Genomic DNA, 20,662 nt, shown 5'->3' with positions numbered 1-20,662 from the left:
TCTCTTGTTTATTATACCCTGTAATAGGAAGGATTCGCAATCGAACATCTTCTTTTTTCCAACTTGGAGATAATTCTTTACAATTAGGGAGAATGTGATAAAATGAAGGCGAATGAAAAGAGGTGCAAAACTATGAAATATTTAACCACTTTTTTCTGGGCTTTCGCTGTTGGACAAGCTGTCAACTACATCGGTAGTGCGCTTGTAAATGGTACCTATGATTTCAAAACAGCTACAATCATTGGTTTGATTGCTGGATTGATTTGTCTTGGAATCGGTGCGGTTGTCAACGAATCTGCCCCTGCTAAAACTGAGAATTAACAAAAAAGACCTAGAGCAAATCCCTCTAGGTCTTTTTAATTTAACTATTTTCTGAAAATTCTTCATCACTTAAAGCAATGTTTTCAAAAACCAAATGATTGTCTAACAAACTTACAATGACTTTGGTTTTTGGTAAAACGCGACCTGCGATGATTTCTTTTGCAAGCGGCGTCTCCACTTCTTTGGTTAAGAAGCGTTTCAATGGTCTTGCGCCATAGATTGGGTCATAAGCATTTTCTGCTATCCATGTTTGAGCTTCTTCAGAAACTTCTAATAAAATTTCTTGATCCGCTAAACGTTGGCTTAATGTTTTCGTCATTTTAACGATGATGCCCTTCACATTTTCTAGGCTAAGTGGCGTAAATAAGACGGTATCGTCAATTCGATTTAAAAATTCTGGTTTGAAGGAGCCTTTTAATAAGGTCATTACTTCATCTTCCACCGCTGGTTCAATGTGACCCTCTGCATCAGTTCCTTCTAATAATAAGTTAGAACCGATATTGCTTGTCATAATTAAAACAGTATTTTTAAAATCAACGACGCGTCCTTTCGAATCTGTTAAGCGACCATCATCTAATACTTGTAATAAAATATTGAAAACATCGGGATGAGCTTTTTCAATTTCATCTAATAGAACGATAGTGTAAGGACTTCTGCGAACTGCTTCTGTTAATTGTCCGCCTTCTTCATACCCTACATAACCAGGAGGCGCACCAACTAAACGGGAAACGCTGTGTTTTTCCATATACTCACTCATATCAATTCGAACCATGTGGTCTTCTGAATCAAACAAGTTTTCTGCTAAAGCTTTAGCTAATTCTGTTTTCCCAACACCTGTTGGTCCTAAAAATAGGAACGAACCTAACGGACGACTAGGGTCTTGTAAGCCTGCACGGGCACGAATAACCGCGTCTGTTACGCTATCAACAGCTTCGTTTTGACCAATCACGCGTTTATGCAAGGTTTCACCTAGTTGCAATAGCTTTTCTCGTTCGCCTTCAACTAGTTTAGAAACTGGAATACCGGTCATTCTGCCGATTACTTCTGCAATTTCATTTTCAGTGACCGATTCTTGTACTAAACGGCTATTTTCTTGTTTGTAGCTGGCTCCTTCTTGTTCGATTTCAGCTAGCTCTTTTTCTAGAGCGGGAATTTGACCGTGTCTTAAGACTGCTGCGCGTTCCAAATCGTAGCTACTTTCTGCATCTTCAAGTTCGCGACGTGCTTGGTCTAGTTCGGCACGTTTGTCACGTAATTTAGATACTTCTTCTTTTTCGGTTTCCCATTTCATTTTCAATTGGTTGGCTTGTTCTCTTAAATCTGCCAATTCTTCTTGTAACAAGTTCAAACGTTTCTTACTTGCATCGTCATTTTCTTTTTTCAAAGCCGCTTCTTCAATTTCTAGTTGCATTAAACGTCTTGTCACTTGGTCTAGTTCCGTTGGCATTGAATTCATTTCAACTCGAATTGTTGCGCAAGCCTCATCAACTAAATCAATCGCTTTATCTGGTAAATAACGATCTGTAATGTAACGAGTTGATAAAGTAGCGGCTGCAACTAAGGCGTTATCATGGATATTCACACTGTGATGAATTTCAAAGCGTTCTTTTAACCCACGTAAAATACTAATTGTATCTTCAACGGTTGGTTCATTTACCAATACCTTTTGGAAACGACGCTCTAAGGCTTTGTCTTTTTCCATGTATTCACGGTACTCGTCTAATGTTGTTGCTCCAATACAGTGCAACTCACCACGAGCCAGCATTGGTTTTAATAGGTTCCCAGCGTCCATACTGCCTTCTGTTTTACCAGCGCCTACGATTGTATGAATTTCATCAATAAAGAGAATAATACGACCGTCGCTTTTTTTCACTTCTTTTAAAACTGCTTTTAAACGCTCTTCAAATTCACCACGGAATTTAGCGCCTGCAATCAACGCCCCCATATCTAATGAGAAAATCGTTTTATCTTTTAAGTTTTCTGGTACGTCTTTTCGAACGATTCGTTGCGCTAAGCCTTCAACAATCGCGGTTTTACCAACCCCAGGTTCTCCAATCAAGACTGGGTTATTTTTTGTTTTACGAGATAGAATCCGAATAACGTCTCGAATTTCCTCATCACGTCCAATAACAGGATCTTGTTTCCCTGATTTTACGGCTTGAACTAAGTCTGTTCCATATTTTTCTAGCGCTTGGTATTGTTCTTCTTGATTTTGAGATGTCACACGCTCTCCTCCTCTCATTTTTTCGATTTCTTCTTTTAAGGCTTTTTCAGTAATTCCTTGTTCTTTTAAATATTTTGTCAAAGAATAATTTTTTAATTTCATTAAACCAAGAACTACTGTTTCAGTAGATGTGTATTCATCTTTAAAGCTTTCTCTGATTTTATCTGCTTCAATTAGTAAATTGTATAAATTTTGGCTAAGACCTTGTCCATATTGAACATTTCCGCCTTCAATCGATGGGTAACGATCTAACTCTGCATCAACTTTTTGTTCAAATTGGTTCATATTTAAACCAAGATCTTGATACAATCCTCTTGCAAAATGATCAGGTGTTAAAAAGATTTTCCATAGATGAACAATGTCGATATCTTGATTGTGTCTTGTAATCGCAATTTCTCTAGCGTCTCCTAAAGCTTGTTGCATCGTTGATGTTAATTTTTCTAAATCCATATGTTTGTAACCTCCCTTAAATTTATCTTTGAGTCAATTATACACCCATTGGTCAAAAAAGGTCAATAAATAACCCTTAAAAAATCTAAAAATTTTTTTACAAAAAAAACCTGATTTAAAAGGATAGGCTTCTCTTAAATCAAGTTTCTTATTTTTTTATATTTGCCTAAAATTACCGACTAGGTCTGTTGTTTGTTGCACATTTACAAAGGCCTTAGAATCGGCTTCTTGAACGAGTGCTTCCAAATAAAACAATTCATATTTTGAGACAACAGTAATGTACATTTTTACAGGTTCTTTTGTATATAAGCCATAACCATGATCAATAACTGTCACCCCATGAATAAACTTCGAAGTCAGCGCCTCTTCTAATTCTTCTGATTTTTTCGTAATAATCGTCACGGTCATTTTTTGTTGTCGTGTATGGAAAAAATCAACCATATGTGCATTAACATAGATGGCAATAATACTATATAAGGCTAATTCCCAACCGTATAAAAAGCCTGCTACAATCAAAATCATCCCATTAACTAGAAAGCCTAATTGCCCGACTTTACGACCTGTTGCTAGCTGAATGACAACCGCTATAATATCAACGCCACCTGTTGAAAGTCCATATCGCAAACAAATTCCAACACCCATTCCACACAATCCACCACCAAAAATTGCGGCGACTAATGGATTTGTGGTAATCGTCATAACAGGAACGATCTTCAAAAAGATGGAAGAGGCAATCACCGAAATCAAACTATAACAAGTAAAACTACTGCCTAATTTTTTCCATGAAAGAAATACTAAGGGTAAATTTAATAAGAGGATTAATGTTGAAATAGATAAATTCAAGTGGATATAATCTGTTAAAATTTTTGATAATAATTGCGCTAAACCGGTGATTCCACTTGAATAGACTTTAGCGGGTACTAAGAAAAAATTAATTCCAATACTTGCTAGCATTCCATATAAAATAGCTGCTCCAATACGACGAATTGATGTTGCTTTAAAATCTGGTTTTTCAGTTGCTTCTTTTCCTTTTAACATACATGCGCTCCCATTTGATGGATTTCTACATTTCTTAAGCTTGCGTTTATTATAACACTTTCCTTCTATATTAAAAGGAATTATCAGCGGTTTTAACAGCGTTCTTTAAAAATACTTATGAATCGATTACAAAAACATGATAATCCTTTTATTTTACTTGAACTGCAACAAAAAAAGCATGGAAATGACTCCCATGCTAAAAGATTTATTCGACATCTCCAGTATTGATAACTGGTTGCGTTCCTTTATCCGTAATAATAGATACTAATAAATTGTTAACTAATTGTAGGCGACGTTCATCCGTTAATTTTAAGACAGACTGCTCTTCTAATTGGGCAATAGCTAGTTGTGTCATGCCTACCGCTCCCTCAACAATAATTTGACGGGCACTTAAAATGGCCTTTGCTTGTTGACGTTGCAGCATCGCACTAGCAATCTCGGTTGAATACGCTAAATGCGTTAAGCGTGCTTCAATAATTTCAACACCCGCCACTTCTAATCGATTTTGCAATTCTTGGGCTAGTTCTTCCGATACTTCAGAAGCATTTCCTCGCAATGTAATGTCTTGATCGGTAAATGAATCATAAGGATATTTTGTCGCTACATGGCGAATTGCCGTTTCACTTTGGATTTCAATAAAATTTTCATAGAAATCAACATCAAAAGAAGCTTTGGCAGTGTCTACTACTTTAAAAACGACCACTGCTGCTATTTCAATGGGATTTCCATCCACATCATTCACCTTAAGCTTGGCGCTATTGAAATTACGAACACGTAACGAAATCATTGCTTTTTGAGTTAAAGGAACTGTGATAAATAAGCCATTTGCTCGAATGGTTCCTAGGTATTTTCCAAAAAAGGTAATGACTTTGGCTTGATTGGGTGCTACGATCGTTAGCGATGTGAAAAATAAATACGCAATAATTAAAAATAAAGCTCCTGCTACAATTAAGCCGATATTTTCATTAACAACTCCATTAAATCCTAAAAATGCTCCAAACAAACCTAGTAAAATGAGTAAAACAATGCCTAAGTAACCGTTTAAATAAAATGTTTTCTTTTCTTGCATTTCTTTTCCCCCTTATGAATGTATTCGTTTTACATTCACATTATACCATGATTTGGTTTTTCAACAGACTCTTTTTAAAGATTCGACATTGAAAACTTAATAATACAATTAGCAGTCATGCAAAAAAGCTGTATTTGTTGACTAAGTTAATTTGTAGCTCTTTTATTTTGGACAGTTTTTTTCAAAATGACATTTACGAGAGTTTTAGAACTCTTCAACATTTTCCGTTTTTTATCAGACTTCTTCCTATTGAAAATATCCGCTTCTCGAAGCTTGACAACCGCAAAAAAAACATAAGAGTACTTTTTCTTTTATCTTTTTAAGGATTAACAGAAAAATAATTGTCAATATACGTTTTGATTTTTTCAAAATCCTTTTCCATAAATAAGATTGCTGGTACTTCGATTATTGGGAGATTATTTTCATTATCAAACGGCGTAAAGGGTTTAGGAACGATCAAATAATCAACTGCGTCTTTATCCCTAATATAGTTAATTGAAACGTCGTAATACTTAGAAAAATACTCTTTTAAATCATCGTGATTCTTGATAAGTGGTACAGAAAATATTGAACCATAATTTATTCCAGTGCTGACTGTTAATACAAAGCCGATTTTCTTCATGATGAACCTCCTTTTACATTAATATTAATCTAAACGACTCTCTTTTGTAAAGCGGTTTCAAAAAAATATTAGAAATACTAACGAATCTTAATAATAAGAGAAAAAGATAAGCTTTAAGTTCATCAAATATAAAAATTTAGCTAATATACTTCCTCGCTATTGTACCAATCGAACTTATCTAAGCTCCTTAGTTTAGGGTAAATATTAAGTTTTTGGCATTCAGCTACAAATTCTTTTTCTGTTTCAAAAGAAACTACTTGTTGATTTGTCTTTTTCACGATATAGTACCGATATTTTTTATTAAAAAAACTGTAAAAATTATCAGAAACCGACCTAATTATTATATAAGTTTTATCTGAATTCACCTGATTGACATGTTCAACAATATTAGGAATAGAGCTTGCTGTGCCGGTCTTGTAATACAAGCTTGAAGTTATTGCACTCGTCGTATTTATCGTGTACTCCTCATCAATTCTGATAAAATTTCCAGTTGCTGACGTTCCATGCTCACGGTAACTATCTGGTGGATCAAAAAATAATGGAGAATTTAAAATAGTGTAGATCGTTACTATTACTAGAGTTGTTAATAGACTGGTTAGACTAATTAATTTTATATTTTTCAATGCAGTGTCCTCCAAACCATTTGCTTGCTTAACCAATTTTATTTTTCAAAAAAACTCTTTCACTAACAACTAAGTGTTAGTGAAAGAGTTTTTTGACACTACAGAAGGATTAATCTTCAATTAAATTATCTAATCCCCAACGCAATCCGTGCATAACGGCTCATTCTATCCGTTGTCCACGCAGGATACCAAACCAACTGCACTTCTGATTTGGTTACTTCTGGTACGTCTTTTAAGGCTGTCATAATTTGATCGGTGATAACGTCTGCTAATGGGCATCCCATTGTCGTTAACGTCATTTTTACAATACAGTGACCGTTATTTTCTAATTCTACTTCATAAACCAAGCCAAGGTTCACAATATCAATTCCTAGCTCTGGATCGATTACTTGTTCTAATGCTTGAATAATTCGTTCTTTGATTCCATCTATTTCTTCTTGCGACCAATTTTTATTTTCATCTGTCATAAACGTCACCTCCACGTAAGTTCCACACTATCATACCGTGTTTCAGAAAAAAAGTAAATCTCTCAATAAGATAATTCTTAAAGGCGTTTCGCAAAGAATGTCGCCATTTCAACTGAGCTTTCATACGGTACTTTATGGCCTGCACCTTTTGTGGAGGTAAAGCTAACATGTTTTGCTGCTTCAGGCTGCTCATTGATCACTCTTTCGTAAAAATCAAGGGTTGGTTGGTATGGAACGGTATTGTCTGCTGTTCCATGCCAAAAATGCAAGTATCGACCGGCTATTTTTTCTGGCTGTAAGCTTAAATCAATCGGCTTTAATTGCTCCAATTCTGCTTGATAGTTCGCTTCGTCAATATTTAAACCCTCCGCCCATGAAGAGTTTAATAACCATCTTGAAAATAAAACGGGTGCCGGACTGCCCATCAAACAAACGGCTGTTTTGATGGAAGGATATTGTGTGAGTAAAGCACAGGTTGTAATGCCTCCCATGGATAAACCCGTTACACCTATTCGATTAGGGTCTGTTAAACCTTTTGAAATATAATAATCAGTTAACGTTGGGAATTCTTCGATACTATGTGCCACAACTTGCCAAAATTCCATATACGCTTCCTCATTCAAGGTGCCTTCTTTTCGTTCACCATGTAAATACGCTTCTGGTAATACCGCGCGAAATCCCTGTTTTGCCAGTTCATACCCATTTACCATCGCACTTTCCTTACAGCTTCCCCAACCATGATAAAACAAGACAGTTGGGAGCTTTTGGTGGTCGATATCAGATTCAACCATTTCTAACAAAGGAATTTCTGCTACAACGACATGTTTTACTACAATCATTTTCTTTTCCTCTTTTCTTTTATGAAAGTACGTCACAAATGTTTTCATTTTATGGTACACTATTAGTAGTTCTCTTAGTTGATTTTAACATAAGAGTACTCTTTTTTGTGAAAATTAATCTTCTGGAGGTATGTATGACTAAAAAATTAATTACCATCGATTTAGATGGCACGACACTAAACAACGAATCAAAAATTACCCCTAAAACAATCGAAGTCTTTAAAAAAGCTCAACATGCAGGACATATGATTTCAATTGTAACAGGTCGTCCGTACCGTATTAGTAAACAATATTACCAACAATTAGGCTTAGACACACCGATTGTCAATTTCAATGGTGCGCTTTGTCACATGCCACATGAATTAGAATGGGCTGCTCAATACCATAAAACGCTCCATCGTGATATCGCTTTAGACATGCTTTCGCTAAAAAAACATATGGAAATTGACATGATTGCAGCTGAAGTAAAAGACAGTGTTTATGCGGATCAATTTTATATGCCTAACAAAGATTTTTTTCCAGATGGAAAAAAAGGAACGAACACATTAACAGCTAAGAATTTAAAAGATGATCCAACTTCTGTTTGTGTCTTTACTAAAAAAGAAAACCAAGCTTTCATCACTAATGAATTAATTACTCGCTATGGCGATTCGATTGAGATTCGAACTTGGGGCGGCGACACACCTTGTTTAGAGATTGTTTCTGCTGGTGTTCAAAAGGCTCTTGGGGTTGAGTGTATCGCTGATGCATACGGCTTTAAACAGCAAGATATCATCGCTTTTGGAGATGAGGACAACGATTATGAAATGATTCAATATGCTGGACATGGCGTTGTCATGAAAAATGGAATTGATGCATTAAAATCGATTGCTAATGATATCACTCAAAAAACAAATAATGAAGATGGTCTTGCCTCTTATTTAGAAAATTACTTACACTTAGCTTAAATTTAGAAGTGTCACATAAAAAAGGTTCAAAGGAAAATTCCTTTGAACCTTTTTAATTTATAATTGCTCTTTTTGGCGTTTTTGCTGATCTGTATCCCAAAATTCGCCAATCAATTTATTCGTTTGTAAAATATTAACAAAAGCACTTGTATCGGTTTCTTTAACTGCAATTTCTAGATCGTACAATTCATAACGCGTAATAACGATCATTAAAACGGCACTATCGTCTCCAGTATAGCCGCCTTTAGCTGGTATCACTGTAATGCCACGAATTAATTTATCATTAATGGCTTTGATCATTTCGTCGCTGTGTTTTGTGACAATCATGGCTGTTACTTTTTGATGACTCGTATGAATCGTATCGACAACTTTAGTCATCACATAGATGGATAGTAATGTATACAATGCATATTCCCATCCATAAACAAAACCGGCTGTTGAAATGATGATTAAATTAATGCCAAACATTAAACTTCCAATCGAGCGTCCAGTTGTTTTAGACAATACCATTGAAATGATATCCATTCCGCCTGTTGAAAAACCGTACTTCAACGCACAACCAATCCCCACGCCACTCATTACGCCGCCTGCAACGGCATTCATAATAGGATCTGGAGTTAATTCAATAATGGGAAAAATCATTGAAAAAATCGACATTAACGCAACCGTCATAAAGCTATACAGCGTAAAATCACGTCCAATTTTGTACCAACCAAGTAAGGCAATCGGTGCATTGAACAAGATAATTAAAAGTCCTGTACTGACATGAATATGAGCAAAGTCAAAAAGAGACGAGGAAATCAACTGTGAAACCCCATTTAAACCAGCACCATACACTCTTGCTGGGATCAAAAAATTATTTAACGCAATTGCATTTGTTAGTGCTGCAAAGAAAATAAAGAACATTTTTTTTGAAAACTCTGCCCACATATTGGGAACTTTTAATTTTGCCACTAAAGAAACCTCCAATCGATTTATCAGATTAAAATATAACAAGTTTTTCAAGATAAAGAAAGAAAAATTTACTGAGTTTTTTCGTTTTCTTAGCTTCTTCACATTTTGACTGTAAAATGGTAGAATGTAAGCGTTCAATGAATTGTGAAATAAAGGAAGGAAGTGACTTTTTTAGTGGCAAAAGAAGCTAGTTTTGATATTGTATCGGAAATCAACCAAGAAGAAGTAAAAAATGCAATTGCACTTGCAAAAAAAGAAATTACCAATCGCTTTGATTTTAAAGGGTCTATTAGTGAAATTAAACTGGAAAAAAATCAATTAGTTCTTGTCTCTGAAGATGAGTATAAGATTGGTCAAGTTAAAGATATTTTAACGAGTAAATTAATTAAACGTGACGTCCCAACTAAAAATATTCATTATGGTGAAAGCGAAAAAGCGTTTGGCGGAAATGTTCGTCAACACGCTGATTTAATTAGTGGGATTGATAAAGAAAATGCAAAAAAAATCAATACCTTGATTAAACAATCTGGCATTAAAGTTAAAAGCACCATTCAAGATGACCAAATTCGCGTCACAGGTAAAAGTCGTGACGATTTGCAACAAGTCATTTCATTACTTAGAGATGCTGATTTAAAAGTTGAGTTGCAATTTACGAACTTCCGCTAAGCAAAATACAAAATAGCACCTAAACCGTTAAAGGATTTAGGTGCTATTTTTATGGAGTCGTTGTGGCCATTACAGTGACTGTTTGACTGCCCTTCATCAGTTTAGAAATGGGGCATCGCTGATTGGCTAATTCAATTATTTCTTGAATTTCAGGTTGACTAAGGGATTCAATAAATACTTTTGCTGTTACATTAAAATGATACCCGATTGTTTCAGGAATCAGTGCAATCGTTACTTTGACTGAGCTTTTTTTGGGCTGTTGTTGCTCTTTTAAAATTGTTTCAACCGTTGCATTCAAACAGGTGCTATATGCCAATGCTAGCAATTCTTCTGGGTTCGTCCCAGGCTCTTTACTGACTGGACTAGACACGTTTACTTTCCAGCCCTCACTGCCTTCAATATACGCAACACCAGCAACTCCAGTTTCATTAATGGCTGTTGTTTGATAAATACTTTTTTCGTTTTGATTCACTGAGATGCGCCCCCTAAACTAAGCCGAATTTTAATTCCCTCATCAAATCACTTAATAGCGAAGAACCTACTAATAAAATTTCATAAAGTGGTAAAATCTCTTCTCCTGTTCGACCTTCAAATAATAAAGAAACTTCTCCCTCATTTGTTAAAACTAAACGATAATAAGAGGTTTTTTCTTGGTTTAATTGATTGATTAACGCTACTAGTTGAAGACGATTGTCTTCATTAGAACACGCTATTAATCGATGATATGTGATTGTAACATCCGTTTGTTTTGTCGCTTCTTTGAAGACAATGTCAAAAAGAATTTCATTTTCAGGGCTTGCTTGAAAACTCCCACTATAAGAAGTCCCATTGGAATTTTCTGTTGATTTAACTAATGGGATTTGTTTTGCTCTAAGTAATTCTTCAAATGCTTGGATAGCAGTCATTGTTAAACTCCTTTTTATAGTCAATTATTTAAGAAAAAAAGGAACATTTGTTAAAATAACGAAATGTTCACTCTCTATTTTTAACCTTTAAGTGTTTCTTCTTTTAAAAGTTGTACATGCTCTAATTCAGTAAACCATTTTTTAATCGTTTCAATCTTGTTCATTTTTTCTTTGTCTCGTCCTTCAACGAAACTGATTGCAACAATGGTTTCATACTCTTTATGTTCAGGATATTGCCATTCTTCGCCGTATAAATTCTGTTTAATCAACATTTGGTCAGCGTACTTTCCTGAATAATTAATACAGCTTCCTAATAGGTGATCGCCATGCTTATTGAACTCTAATTTAAAGCGTTCTTCTAAGTCATTTTCTACCACTGAAACACATTTTGAACTACCGTATTCCAAAAAATAATAATTTCTCATTTTTACTAGACCCCTTCATTCATAAAAAGCTGTTCTTTCATAAAGAATTTAAAACTATTATAGCACCGACCTTGGATAAAAACTAGGGTTCTGTTTATTTCTTTGAATTTTAAGTTATTTTTTCCCTTCATTCCCTTAAAGATATTGGTTTATACTTTATTTGTAAGTATTTTTTTAGGGATTAAAGCTGTTAAAAAAATTAGATTGTTAAAATAAAAAAATATACGTTTTTTTATTTTAACAATAAATAACTATAGGTATATGATTAATATAAAAGGGGATTTTGAAATGAAAAAAATTAAATTATTAATTATTGGATTAAGTTTATTTTCAGCATTCGTATTTACCCGCACAGCAACTGCTCAAGAAACAACGATTGAAAGGGACGCATTGCACCCTAGTACTAGAATCACAACCGATGTTAAAATGGTTACTCTTGAAAATGGAGAATCCTATAATTTAAAAAAAAGCTTATTTAAAGACAAAAAACATTCTACTCTTTTAGCCTTCCAAGTAAAAACACAAGAAGATACCACTGAAGCAGTAGTTAAGACAATAAGATATGATGATGGACAAGATTTTGTGCCACCATATGTAGGTACTGTAGGTTACGTATCATCACAGTTTTAAAAAAATTTAGATCCGAAGCATCGGCTTGGTTTTAATACAATCAATATTAGCCTTACCAATATGTCTGGGGGAACAGTCACTTATAGAGTTGCTTATAACTCAAAAGTTGTAGAAAATACTTCTATAACAGGAGATGCAAATGATGACTATTTAGACATCATGACATGGAATCCTTATTTTAACTTCGAATAATACAAAAAATAATTTTTTCTAGCCTCCATAATTAGTGGGGGTTTCTTTTTTTACATTTAACTAATTCATCCATTGTCCGTTTCTTTAAGTTCAAACTAGATGGTACGTCAATGCTTTTTCAATACAAAAGGCCAATTCTTGAATAGGAAGTTCTTTTTGAGGATCAAGGAGGATTCCCCGATTTTTAGAAAATTCAAACGTACCGTTAAATAAAGGTCTGAACTCTTCAATTAAGGTTGTTTGGCAATGAACAAAAAGTGCTATCTGATGTTCACCAAATCGATCAATTCGAATCGACGTGCCTGATTTTGTTTGATTGGTTGCGTAGCTCGGTTGGTTCCATTTTAAACTCTCTTCAATTTCGCCAACTTCTGCTATACCATCAGCTGTATCAAAAATAAGCTGCCTTATTTCTAATAATGGTGTACGATAAATTTTTGGATACTTTTTAAAAACAGCAGCAACCTCTATATTTCTAATTGGTTTCATAGGTATTTTTCCCCTTTTCTAATTAAATAATTTCTTTTCAATATCAATGTAACCCACAAATGATGACAAGTAGCTGTCATCGTTCAATTACTTGAATACGCTTTTTGTAAGTGAATGATTGCTGCTTGATGTTGTTTTTTTAAAGATAGTGGTGTTATCACTTGTACTCCATTTCCAAACATAAGTAAAAATGGAATTAAATGCTTTTGATATTCTGAAAAAAAAGTTACCTCAACGTGATTATCTACTACTCGAATTTCATCTTGGGTGTAATAATCGTAAAGTTTTCCTAGCTCATCCTTTTTAAAATATAATTTGACCCACTCACCTGTGAGAAGTTCTTTTTTTGTAGGTGGTATTTGTAGGTCAAAGTGTTGATCCAAAATAGTCATTTTCCGTATTCTTGTCACTTTAAAGTGTCTAAATGCTGCTCTTTTTTCACAATACGCATGCACGTACCAACTGCCATTTAGCAGCATCAATTCATAAGGATGGATTGTTCGTTCAGTTCCTTCGCCTTGGTTGCTGACATACTCAATTGTCAGCTTCAAATAGTTGTGTAAGGCATTGGTTAATTGGGTATTTTTTTGCTTTGTCTCCACTTCAATCTCAGCACGATGGAGTGTTGGAGATGCAAACGAAATCAGCGGGTTCGTGACTTCATTTGATGGATGCAATTGCATTAGATGAATTTTTTCTTTAATTGTATGTTGTTTGTCTGTTGGTTCGATAAATCGTTCTTTCATTTGCAAAGCACTTAAAATATCCTGTTTTTCAGCATCTGTATAGGTATATGTACGAAGTTTAAATGAATTTAATAAAGAATAGCCACCCTTTCTCCCAGTAAATGAAACAATCGGAAAGCCTGCCATTTCAATTGTTTCAATATCTCTAAAAATGGTGCGCTTGGTTACATTGAAGCGCGTAGCTAGTTGTGTAGCTGGTATGACTTCATTTTCTAACAGCAATACAATGATTGAGAGAATGCGTTCAATTTTTTTCATATTCTGCTCCTTTCGTTTCTTCCTATTTATCGTAGCATCCTAATCACTATTCAGCAACTTTTTGGACAACAAAAAACCCTTGAATACTCAAGGGTCTCAACACTCATCTTAACGACGAGCTTCTTTGATACGAGCTGCTTTACCATGTAATGCACGTAAGTAGTACAATTTAGCACGACGTACTTTACCATGACGAATAACTTCGATTTGTGCAACACGTGGAGTGTGAACTGGGAATGTACGCTCAACACCAACACCGCCAGAAATTTTACGAACGGTATAAGTTTCGCTGATTCCAGCACCACGACGTTTAATTACTACGCCTTCGAATAATTGGATACGTTCTCTAGTACCCTCAACTACGCGTGCGTGTACACGAACTGTATCTCCAGGACGGAACGTTGGGATATCAGAACGTAATTGTTCGTTTGTGATTGATTCCATTAATTGACTCATGTTTTTTTCTCCTTCCAACAACCATTCATAAGCCTCCAATTGGGCTTAGCGGAATACCGTTTATCGAGTAAAGTTTCTCTTTACTCACCTCAAATAGTTTATCATATCTCTACTTTGGTGTAAAGGGGTTTTCCTTGATAATTTTATTTTTGACTTTATTCAATAATCAACATGTCTTGGTCATCAAATTTCCAACTATCCGCGTAGGCAACTTCCCAATGATAACCATCTAAGTCTTTAAAGTAACCGCTATAACCGCCCCAGAATACTTTTTCAGGAGGCTTAACGATTTCCCCGCCTAATGTAGCCGCTTTTTGAATCAATTCATCCACTTCTGCTTCATGTTTTACATTGATTGCGAAAGTGATGCCGTTAAAGGCCTTATTTTCTTTAGGTGGCTCTGAAAGGTTCATATCTTTGGCTAGTTCTGCAATCGGGAATAATTCTAATTTGGTTCCTTTGTTATTAAAAAACACAATCTGTGGATCTTCTGATTTTTCAGGTGTTTGAAAACCTAGCTCTTTGTAAAAATGCAATGATGCTTTTAAATTAGTAACTCCTAGACAAATTAAATTGATTCGATTCATAATGATTCTCCTTTTTTATAGTAAGTTTAAAAAACGATTTTCCCAAATTGCTTCGTGATGAGCGATGATGACTGGCGCTGTTAATAATGGACTGTCCACTGTCGTATGCAAGTCACTTTTCATCCAGCAGTGATAGGCCTAAACTGTGGGCAACTCGAATAGTCGTATCTACGCAATATTCTGTTGGCGCCCCACAAAATTCAATTGATTCTACTCCTAATTCAGTTAACGTTGCTTGTAGGTTTGTTTGGAAAAAAGAGTTGGCGTGGGTTTTCAATAGGTAATAATCTGTTGGCTGATGGTCCAGCTCCTCCATTAAGCACCATGAATCGCTATTTATTTGTTGGAGAATGCAAGCCTTTTTGTAAATCAATCATCACTAAACTATCTGCCATATAGAACCCTCTCTTTACAGTTTGATGGATGTATTCGTTTATACCTCTTCACACGAACCGTTTTTCTATTCTTTTAAGTACTTATCAGAATAAAGATGCATCAATTTAAACAAATCTGACAAATCAAGTGGCTGGTTAGGTTCATCCGACCAGATTCCTTGCATATTCCCGATAGTAGCAAGTGGACCTTTGGCTCCTTTAACCATCGAAGCTTCTAAATGCGTGATACCTTCTACTGCTTGGTTAAAGTTATAATACCCATCTGCTATTGTCTTTCTCCCAATTACCCAATACCATTCGTCATTTGTATTTAAAATTGGATGCCCTTTTTCCACTAGATATTCAGGCAAAGCAACATCGTAATTTTCCCAACCAGATGTCCAGTAAGCAATTATAAAGTCCTTATCAAAACGACCAAAAGTATCGTCATTATTGTAATAGACCCCATCATTGAAGATCATGGGTTTCATTTTATAGGTTTTAGCCATTAGGGCTAATTCATTGGCATAAGCTATAAATTTTTGATACGTACCTTGTTTTTGAATGGCTACCCAGCCGCCATCTTCCACGACATCGTTGGCGTATTCGTCACATCCAAAATTAATGATTTCAGCATAAGTTGAAAAATAAGCCACATAGTTTTTTACAATCGCTTTGGTAAAGGCCACAGCTAAGTCGTTGTCTAAATCAATCGTACTTTTTGACGATTTAAATGCTGGATTTAAAATCTTTAATTCCTTCATAATCGCTATGATTGTATCCATATGACCGGGACTGTTAATGACAGGGATGATTTCAATCTCTTTTTCTGACGCAAACTGCAGCAACTCATCCATTTCAGCTTGAGTTAACGCATTTCCATTAGGATCATTGTAATAGTGTTGATTCCCCTTAAGTAAAGCTGCACCTACTTCATCATTTTTGTATACCTTTTCATTTATTGTTACTGTCATATCATCTAACAAAAAACGCAAACCGTTATTCCCTACGATAAGCCCCATGCCTGTATACCCCATTAAATTGGCTTGATTGATAATTTCCTTCAACTCAGCTTTAGAAATATATTTTCGACCTGCATCGATAGAGATGATTTTTTTTTCATTGTTAACGAGCGTATCTTGCTGTTTTGATTGACCATGCAACTCATTTTTATTCTTTTCCATTCACATTCCCCCCCTGTGACTATTTTTATGTTCATTTTCTATCCTTCGATTTTTTATCATTTCTTTTGATTGAATATCTATCTCTAGATTAACATAAAACTCCTTAAATCCCCTCCCTTTTGATTCACTTTTTTACCAATTAAAAAAAGACAACTAATCCAGCTAGTTGTCTTCATTCATTACTTTTCTTCTTCTTTAATTTCAGCTAACCATTGTTCTTGCTCTTTTGTTAAGTCTAATGCTGCCAACATATCCGGGCGGCGCAAATACGTTCGACGTAACGATTCTTTTTCCTGCCATTCGTGAATCAATTTGTGATTGCCGTTAGTTAAAACTTCAGGAACTTTCATTCCTCTAAAATCGGCAGGTCTTGTGTATTGAGGGTGCTCTAATAAGCCTGTGGAATGAGAATCTGTTTGAGCCGATAAGTTATTCCCTAGCACATCTGGCAATAAGCGTACAGTCGCGTCTATCATCACCATAGCACCTAGTTCTCCTCCGGTTAACACATAGTCCCCTAATGAGATTTCATCTGTTACAAGCGTCCGGATACGTTCATCATAGCCTTCGTAATGCCCACAAATAAAAATCAGATGCTCTTCATTTGCTAGTTCTTCTGCGACCGATTGGGTAAAAGGGACTCCAGCTGGATCTAACAGAATCACTCTTTTTTTAGTCGTTGGCGTTTCTGCTTCAATCGCTTCGATTCCGCTAAAAATAGGTTGAGCAGTCAGCAACATCCCTGCACCACCACCATATGGGTAATCGTCAACATTTTGATGTTTGTTTTCAGAAAAATCGCGAAAATTAGCAACATTCACTTCTAACAGTTTTTTTTCAATCGCTTTTCCTAAAATTGACTCTGTTAACGGACCTTCAAACATTTTAGGAAATAGCGTCAAGACATCGATTCTCATTAATCCAACAATCCTTCCATTAAATGAACGATCACCAATTGTTTTTCTAAATCGACTTTAACTACAACATCCTCAATGTACGGTACTAGTAAATCTTTTCCTTTTGGACGTTGAATTACCCAAACGTCATTAGCTCCTGGAGATAAAATTTCTTTGATTTTGCCAAGTTCATTTTCTTCTTCATCTATGACAGTTAAGCCAATAATTTCATGATAATAAAATTCATGCTCTGGTAATTCTTGTAATTGTTCCGATGTAATTTTTAAAATAGCATCGCGGTATTTTTCTACATCGTTGATATTGTGATGATCAACAAAAGAAATAATATCAAAATTCTTATGTTTACGATGACTGTTAACCGTCATTTCTAATGGTGCTTTATTGTCTTGACAAAGCAATAATTTTGCTCCTTTTTTATAGCGTTCTTCTGGAAAATCCGTTCTTGAAATCACTCGAACGTCTCCTTTTAACCCTTGTGTATTGACGATTTTACCTACGTTATATAATTCAGACACATTAATTCCCTCATTTTCATTTATTTGATCTTATTTATTGTACCATATTTTAGCATTATTTCTGTCATTTTCAATGATTTCTTTGGAAATAGTGGGAAAATAAAAAACCATCTCAGTTGAAATGGTTTTTTCGTTATTATTTTGGATTTACTATTCGACAATCGATAATCGCACACGTTTAGGTCCATTGACCCTCACACTGTACACGATCGTACGAATTGATTTAGCTACGCGACCTTGTTTGCCAATTACTCTACCAATATCATCTGGATGAACCGATAATTGATACTCAAGATACTCATTAGATTCCTCAATCACAATATCCAATTCTTCCGGATGGGTGACTAAAGGACGAACAACTGTAAGAATTAATTCTTTCATGTCAGCCATAGAAAACATCCTTTTTATTTAACGTTTTTTGAATCATGGAATTTTTTCATAATACCTTCTTTTGAAAGGATGTTACGAACTGTATCAGAAGGTTGTGCGCCTGTAGCTAACCAGCTTAATACTTTTTCTTCTTCCACTTTAACTTCTGCAGGGCTTACAACTGGGTTGTATGTTCCTACTACTTCGATGTAACGTCCGTCACGTGGAGAACGTGAATCAGCGACTACCATACGATAAAATGGGTTTCTTTTAGATCCCATACGTTTTAAACGAATTTTTACTGCCATGTCTCTTTACACCTCCAATAACTATCTCACATTTATATATATTACCAGTAAATCACTCCCCTGTAAAGTGTTTTTTCTTTACAGGGTGATTTTTTTTTCAAATCAGAGTGAAACACTTTGGTTGCAAGCTTTTTAACGCTTATTTTTTGCGCTTATTTTTCTTTTTCTTTTTGTTTTTTTTCACCATTTGGTTCATGGCCATTTTGCCTAGCTTGCCTTTAATACCACTACCAAACATATTATCCATGCCATTAAAATTGCCTTTTGACATTTGATTCATCATTTTTTTAGATTCATTAAACTGTTTGATCATGCGATTTACTTCGGCAATTGGGCGACCTGAGCCACGAGCGATACGACGACGGCGACTTTGAGATAAAATATCCGGATTTTCGCGTTCTTGTGGTGTCATTGATAAAACAACGGCCTTCATACGAGCGGTATCTTTTGGATCGATTTTAATTTGATCTAAGCCTGGTGCGTTGCTCATACCAGGAATCATTTTTAAAATATCTTCTAATGGTCCCATGTTATTTAACTGATCCATTTGATCGATAAAGTCGTTAAAGTCAAAGCTATTTTCTTTTAATTTTTTCGTCATTTCTTCGGCTTTTTGTTCGTCAAAGTCAAGTTGCGCTTTTTCAATCAGCGTCAACATGTCCCCCATGCCTAGAATACGACTTGCCATCCGTTCTGGATAGAAAGGTTCTAAAGCGTCTAACTTCTCACCTTGTCCAGTAAATTTAATTGGTTTTCCTGTCACTGAACGGATAGAAAGGGCTGCCCCACCACGAGTATCGCCGTCTAATTTAGTTAAGATGACTCCTGTGATGTCTAATTGTTCATTAAAGGATTCCGCTACATTAACGGCATCTTGCCCTGTCATTGCATCTACTACTAAGAAGATTTCGGTAGGGTTGGCCAATGCTTTAATGTCAGTTAATTCAGTCATTAAGGTTTCATCGATATGCAAACGACCGGCTGTATCGATAATAACAAAATCGCGGTGCTCTTCTTTTGCTTTTTCAATCCCTTTTTGTGCAATTTCAACGGGGCTAACTTGATTGCCCATTGAAAACACAGGAATATCCAATTGTTCCCCAATCGTTTCTAATTGTTGGATTGCGGCAGGACGATAAATATCCGCTGCTACAAGCATTGGTCGACGGTTTTGGTTTTTTCTTAGATAGTTAGCTAATTTCCCAGCTGTTGTTGTTTTACCTGCCCCTTGTAACCCAACCATCATAATAACAGTTGGTGACTTTGGTGCCGTTTGAATCGTTGATTGTTCTCCGCCCATTAAAGCAGTTAATTCTTCGTTTACAATCTTAATCACTTGTTGAGAAGGAGATAGACTCTCCAACACTTCTTCCCCAATAGATCGCTCGCTGACCGTTTTTACAAACTCTTTTACTACTTTAAAGTTTACATCGGCTTCTAGTAATGCAAGTCGAACTTCACGCATCATTTCTTTTACGTCTGCTTCAGAAATCTTCCCTTTGCGACGCATTTTATTCATTGCTGCTTGGAGACGTTCTGATAATCCTTCAAATGCCATATAAATTCACCTTTTCCTTATTTTTCATCTTTTTCATCTTGAAGTTGCTGGATAAGTGTCGTTAACTTTTTATCAGTTGAGTAGTTGGCTTCCACATAGCTTGCCAATTCTTCTACAATCTGTTCCGTGCGTTTAAAATCAGCTACGATATGCAATTTTTTTTCATATTCTAACAAGATATGTTCGGTTCTTTTGATGTTGTCATACACTGCTTGACGGCTGACACCAAACTCTTCAGCTATTTCGCCTAATGAAAAATCATCTGCATAATACAACTGCATGTAATTTTGTTGTTTTTCAGTTAGTAAGGACTCATAAAATTCAAACAAGCCATTGATACGATTTGTTTTTTCAATTTCCATTTCTGATCCTTCTTTCTTATTAGACGTTCTGTCAAGTGATTTTAGTTTACACACTTCACTAGCGTACCTATTTTTCAGTCTTTAGTCAATAGTTATTCGTTATAAAATAGGAATTTATCAAAAAAGAATAGGTTGCTTTGGTAAAGGTTGAAATTGCCTCTCTTCTT

Annotated in this window: 27 protein-coding genes; 4 read left to right on the top strand and 23 right to left on the bottom strand. The window is 35.4% G+C overall.

Going from position 1 to position 20,662, the window contains the following annotated elements; translation table 11 throughout:
• The first annotated feature begins 132 nt into the window (after positions 1 to 132).
• Complete coding sequence (locus BR52_RS04230; protein ID WP_034569501.1) at positions 133 to 321, top strand: YjzD family protein; 189 nt, start codon at positions 133 to 135, stop codon at positions 319 to 321.
• Positions 322 to 361: 40 nt separating this feature from the next.
• On the opposite strand, the gene clpB is transcribed toward BR52_RS04230, so the two are convergent.
• The 7 genes from clpB to BR52_RS04195 all read right to left on the bottom strand — a co-directional run bounded on the left by clpB (position 362) and on the right by BR52_RS04195 (position 7,653).
• A complete protein-coding gene (gene clpB / locus BR52_RS04225) occupies positions 362 to 2,995 on the bottom strand; it encodes an ATP-dependent chaperone ClpB (protein ID WP_034569498.1) in 2,634 nt (877 codons plus the stop codon).
• Between the two features lie 156 nt (positions 2,996 to 3,151).
• Positions 3,152 to 4,033 carry a YitT family protein gene (locus BR52_RS04220; RefSeq protein WP_051915630.1) on the bottom strand — a complete coding sequence of 294 codons (882 nt, stop codon included), beginning with the start codon at positions 4,031 to 4,033 and terminating at the stop codon, positions 3,152 to 3,154.
• A 205-nt stretch (positions 4,034 to 4,238) separates the two neighbouring features.
• Entirely contained in the window at positions 4,239 to 5,102 is an 864-nt protein-coding gene (locus BR52_RS04215; RefSeq protein ID WP_034569495.1) for an SPFH domain-containing protein, read from the bottom strand.
• 319 nt (positions 5,103 to 5,421) lie between these two features.
• Complete coding sequence (locus BR52_RS04210; RefSeq protein ID WP_034569493.1) at positions 5,422 to 5,724, bottom strand: hypothetical protein; 303 nt, start codon at positions 5,722 to 5,724, stop codon at positions 5,422 to 5,424.
• A 140-nt stretch (positions 5,725 to 5,864) separates the two neighbouring features.
• Positions 5,865 to 6,347, bottom strand: a complete 483-nt coding sequence (locus BR52_RS04205) for a DUF3997 domain-containing protein (protein WP_034569490.1) — start codon at positions 6,345 to 6,347, stop codon at positions 5,865 to 5,867.
• 125 nt (positions 6,348 to 6,472) lie between these two features.
• Entirely contained in the window at positions 6,473 to 6,814 is a 342-nt protein-coding gene (locus BR52_RS04200) for a metal-sulfur cluster assembly factor (RefSeq protein WP_034569488.1), read from the bottom strand.
• A 77-nt stretch (positions 6,815 to 6,891) separates the two neighbouring features.
• Positions 6,892 to 7,653, bottom strand: a complete 762-nt coding sequence (locus BR52_RS04195) for a prolyl oligopeptidase family serine peptidase (protein ID WP_034569485.1) — start codon at positions 7,651 to 7,653, stop codon at positions 6,892 to 6,894.
• 134 nt (positions 7,654 to 7,787) lie between these two features.
• Between BR52_RS04195 and BR52_RS04190 the strand changes: the two genes are divergently transcribed.
• Complete coding sequence (locus BR52_RS04190; protein WP_034569482.1) at positions 7,788 to 8,600, top strand: Cof-type HAD-IIB family hydrolase; 813 nt, start codon at positions 7,788 to 7,790, stop codon at positions 8,598 to 8,600.
• A 57-nt stretch (positions 8,601 to 8,657) separates the two neighbouring features.
• Here BR52_RS04190 and BR52_RS04185 read toward each other — a convergent pair whose 3' ends face one another.
• Positions 8,658 to 9,554, bottom strand: coding sequence for a YitT family protein (locus tag BR52_RS04185; protein WP_236707202.1), 897 nt, complete (start codon positions 9,552 to 9,554; stop codon positions 8,658 to 8,660).
• Between the two features lie 174 nt (positions 9,555 to 9,728).
• Here BR52_RS04185 and BR52_RS04180 point away from each other — a divergent pair, with 174 nt between their 5' ends.
• A complete protein-coding gene (locus BR52_RS04180; RefSeq protein WP_034569481.1) occupies positions 9,729 to 10,220 on the top strand; it encodes a YajQ family cyclic di-GMP-binding protein in 492 nt (163 codons plus the stop codon).
• 49 nt (positions 10,221 to 10,269) lie between these two features.
• Here BR52_RS04180 and BR52_RS04175 read toward each other — a convergent pair whose 3' ends face one another.
• From BR52_RS04175 to BR52_RS04165, 3 genes are all read right to left on the bottom strand, one after another.
• The gene (locus BR52_RS04175) at positions 10,270 to 10,692 is read right to left on the bottom strand and encodes an OsmC family protein (RefSeq protein WP_051915629.1); all 423 of its coding nucleotides are present in this window, start codon (positions 10,690 to 10,692) and stop codon (positions 10,270 to 10,272) included.
• Positions 10,693 to 10,705: 13 nt separating this feature from the next.
• Positions 10,706 to 11,125, bottom strand: coding sequence for a hypothetical protein (locus BR52_RS04170; protein WP_034569477.1), 420 nt, complete (start codon positions 11,123 to 11,125; stop codon positions 10,706 to 10,708).
• Positions 11,126 to 11,205: 80 nt separating this feature from the next.
• Entirely contained in the window at positions 11,206 to 11,550 is a 345-nt protein-coding gene (locus BR52_RS04165) for a hypothetical protein (protein ID WP_034569475.1), read from the bottom strand.
• A gap of 288 nt (positions 11,551 to 11,838) precedes the next feature.
• On the opposite strand from BR52_RS04165, the gene BR52_RS04160 reads away from it, so the two are divergent.
• Positions 11,839 to 12,180, top strand: coding sequence for a hypothetical protein (locus BR52_RS04160; protein ID WP_034569473.1), 342 nt, complete (start codon positions 11,839 to 11,841; stop codon positions 12,178 to 12,180).
• A gap of 282 nt (positions 12,181 to 12,462) precedes the next feature.
• Here BR52_RS04160 and BR52_RS04155 read toward each other — a convergent pair whose 3' ends face one another.
• The 12 genes from BR52_RS04155 to BR52_RS04100 all read right to left on the bottom strand — a co-directional run bounded on the left by BR52_RS04155 (position 12,463) and on the right by BR52_RS04100 (position 20,495).
• Positions 12,463 to 12,861, bottom strand: a complete 399-nt coding sequence (locus BR52_RS04155; protein WP_034569470.1) for a DUF1801 domain-containing protein — start codon at positions 12,859 to 12,861, stop codon at positions 12,463 to 12,465.
• Between the two features lie 83 nt (positions 12,862 to 12,944).
• Positions 12,945 to 13,865, bottom strand: a complete 921-nt coding sequence (locus BR52_RS04150; protein WP_034569468.1) for a helix-turn-helix transcriptional regulator — start codon at positions 13,863 to 13,865, stop codon at positions 12,945 to 12,947.
• Positions 13,866 to 13,973: 108 nt separating this feature from the next.
• Positions 13,974 to 14,321, bottom strand: coding sequence for a 50S ribosomal protein L19 (gene rplS / locus BR52_RS04145; protein WP_034573490.1), 348 nt, complete (start codon positions 14,319 to 14,321; stop codon positions 13,974 to 13,976).
• 155 nt (positions 14,322 to 14,476) lie between these two features.
• Positions 14,477 to 14,908 (bottom strand): VOC family protein, encoded by a 432-nt coding sequence (locus tag BR52_RS04140; RefSeq protein ID WP_034569466.1) that lies wholly within the window; start codon positions 14,906 to 14,908, stop codon positions 14,477 to 14,479.
• Between the two features lie 112 nt (positions 14,909 to 15,020).
• On the bottom strand, positions 15,021 to 15,224 hold the full coding sequence (locus tag BR52_RS13065) for an isochorismatase family protein (protein ID WP_051915628.1): 204 nt from the start codon (positions 15,222 to 15,224) through the stop codon (positions 15,021 to 15,023).
• A 144-nt stretch (positions 15,225 to 15,368) separates the two neighbouring features.
• Positions 15,369 to 16,466 (bottom strand): beta-N-acetylhexosaminidase, encoded by a 1,098-nt coding sequence (locus tag BR52_RS04130; RefSeq protein ID WP_051915627.1) that lies wholly within the window; start codon positions 16,464 to 16,466, stop codon positions 15,369 to 15,371.
• 179 nt (positions 16,467 to 16,645) lie between these two features.
• Positions 16,646 to 17,383 carry a tRNA (guanosine(37)-N1)-methyltransferase TrmD gene (gene trmD / locus BR52_RS04125; RefSeq protein WP_034569462.1) on the bottom strand — a complete coding sequence of 246 codons (738 nt, stop codon included), beginning with the start codon at positions 17,381 to 17,383 and terminating at the stop codon, positions 16,646 to 16,648.
• Positions 17,383 to 17,898 (bottom strand): ribosome maturation factor RimM, encoded by a 516-nt coding sequence (rimM, locus tag BR52_RS04120; protein ID WP_034569459.1) that lies wholly within the window; start codon positions 17,896 to 17,898, stop codon positions 17,383 to 17,385. Before rimM ends, trmD begins: the two co-directional genes overlap by 1 nt.
• Positions 17,899 to 18,048: 150 nt before the next feature.
• Positions 18,049 to 18,288: a KH domain-containing protein gene (locus BR52_RS04115; RefSeq protein WP_034569457.1), complete on the bottom strand. Its 240-nt coding sequence runs from the start codon at positions 18,286 to 18,288 to the stop codon at positions 18,049 to 18,051.
• Positions 18,289 to 18,302: 14 nt separating this feature from the next.
• Positions 18,303 to 18,575 carry a 30S ribosomal protein S16 gene (rpsP, locus tag BR52_RS04110; protein ID WP_034569454.1) on the bottom strand — a complete coding sequence of 91 codons (273 nt, stop codon included), beginning with the start codon at positions 18,573 to 18,575 and terminating at the stop codon, positions 18,303 to 18,305.
• Positions 18,576 to 18,714: 139 nt separating this feature from the next.
• Positions 18,715 to 20,133, bottom strand: coding sequence for a signal recognition particle protein (ffh, locus tag BR52_RS04105; protein WP_034569452.1), 1,419 nt, complete (start codon positions 20,131 to 20,133; stop codon positions 18,715 to 18,717).
• 17 nt (positions 20,134 to 20,150) lie between these two features.
• Positions 20,151 to 20,495 (bottom strand): putative DNA-binding protein, encoded by a 345-nt coding sequence (locus tag BR52_RS04100; RefSeq protein ID WP_034569450.1) that lies wholly within the window; start codon positions 20,493 to 20,495, stop codon positions 20,151 to 20,153.
• Between the last annotated feature and the right edge of the window lie 167 nt (positions 20,496 to 20,662).

Origin of the sequence: Carnobacterium divergens DSM 20623 (genome assembly GCF_000744255.1) — a bacterium.
Classification (GTDB): Bacteria; Bacillota; Bacilli; order Lactobacillales; family Carnobacteriaceae; genus Carnobacterium; species Carnobacterium divergens.
This window is presented reverse-complemented; position numbering and strand designations above follow the sequence as displayed.

Bases quoted from the DNA above. Each gene is read 5' to 3' on its own strand.
- BR52_RS04155 (WP_034569470.1), bottom strand. From the start codon at position 12,861: ATGAAACCAATTAGAAATATAGAGGTTGCTGCTGTTTTTAAAAAGTAT.
- BR52_RS04130 (WP_051915627.1), bottom strand. From the start codon at position 16,466: ATGGAAAAGAATAAAAATGAGTTGCATGGTCAATCAAAACAGCAAGAT.
- BR52_RS13065 (WP_051915628.1), bottom strand. From the start codon at position 15,224: ATGGAGGAGCTGGACCATCAGCCAACAGATTATTACCTATTGAAAACC.
- BR52_RS04230 (WP_034569501.1), top strand. From the start codon at position 133: ATGAAATATTTAACCACTTTTTTCTGGGCTTTCGCTGTTGGACAAGCT.
- ffh (WP_034569452.1), bottom strand. From the start codon at position 20,133: ATGGCATTTGAAGGATTATCAGAACGTCTCCAAGCAGCAATGAATAAA.
- BR52_RS04215 (WP_034569495.1), bottom strand. From the start codon at position 5,102: ATGCAAGAAAAGAAAACATTTTATTTAAACGGTTACTTAGGCATTGTT.
- BR52_RS04100 (WP_034569450.1), bottom strand. From the start codon at position 20,495: ATGGAAATTGAAAAAACAAATCGTATCAATGGCTTGTTTGAATTTTAT.
- BR52_RS04160 (WP_034569473.1), top strand. From the start codon at position 11,839: ATGAAAAAAATTAAATTATTAATTATTGGATTAAGTTTATTTTCAGCA.
- rplS (WP_034573490.1), bottom strand. From the start codon at position 14,321: ATGAGTCAATTAATGGAATCAATCACAAACGAACAATTACGTTCTGAT.
- BR52_RS04210 (WP_034569493.1), bottom strand. From the start codon at position 5,724: ATGAAGAAAATCGGCTTTGTATTAACAGTCAGCACTGGAATAAATTAT.
- BR52_RS04190 (WP_034569482.1), top strand. From the start codon at position 7,788: ATGACTAAAAAATTAATTACCATCGATTTAGATGGCACGACACTAAAC.
- BR52_RS04115 (WP_034569457.1), bottom strand. From the start codon at position 18,288: ATGGCTGACATGAAAGAATTAATTCTTACAGTTGTTCGTCCTTTAGTC.
- BR52_RS04140 (WP_034569466.1), bottom strand. From the start codon at position 14,908: ATGAATCGAATCAATTTAATTTGTCTAGGAGTTACTAATTTAAAAGCA.
- clpB (WP_034569498.1), bottom strand. From the start codon at position 2,995: ATGGATTTAGAAAAATTAACATCAACGATGCAACAAGCTTTAGGAGAC.
- BR52_RS04200 (WP_034569488.1), bottom strand. From the start codon at position 6,814: ATGACAGATGAAAATAAAAATTGGTCGCAAGAAGAAATAGATGGAATC.
- BR52_RS04165 (WP_034569475.1), bottom strand. From the start codon at position 11,550: ATGAGAAATTATTATTTTTTGGAATACGGTAGTTCAAAATGTGTTTCA.
- BR52_RS04195 (WP_034569485.1), bottom strand. From the start codon at position 7,653: ATGATTGTAGTAAAACATGTCGTTGTAGCAGAAATTCCTTTGTTAGAA.
- BR52_RS04220 (WP_051915630.1), bottom strand. From the start codon at position 4,033: ATGTTAAAAGGAAAAGAAGCAACTGAAAAACCAGATTTTAAAGCAACA.
- rpsP (WP_034569454.1), bottom strand. From the start codon at position 18,575: ATGGCAGTAAAAATTCGTTTAAAACGTATGGGATCTAAAAGAAACCCA.
- trmD (WP_034569462.1), bottom strand. From the start codon at position 17,383: ATGAGAATCGATGTCTTGACGCTATTTCCTAAAATGTTTGAAGGTCCG.
- BR52_RS04170 (WP_034569477.1), bottom strand. From the start codon at position 11,125: ATGACTGCTATCCAAGCATTTGAAGAATTACTTAGAGCAAAACAAATC.
- BR52_RS04150 (WP_034569468.1), bottom strand. From the start codon at position 13,865: ATGAAAAAAATTGAACGCATTCTCTCAATCATTGTATTGCTGTTAGAA.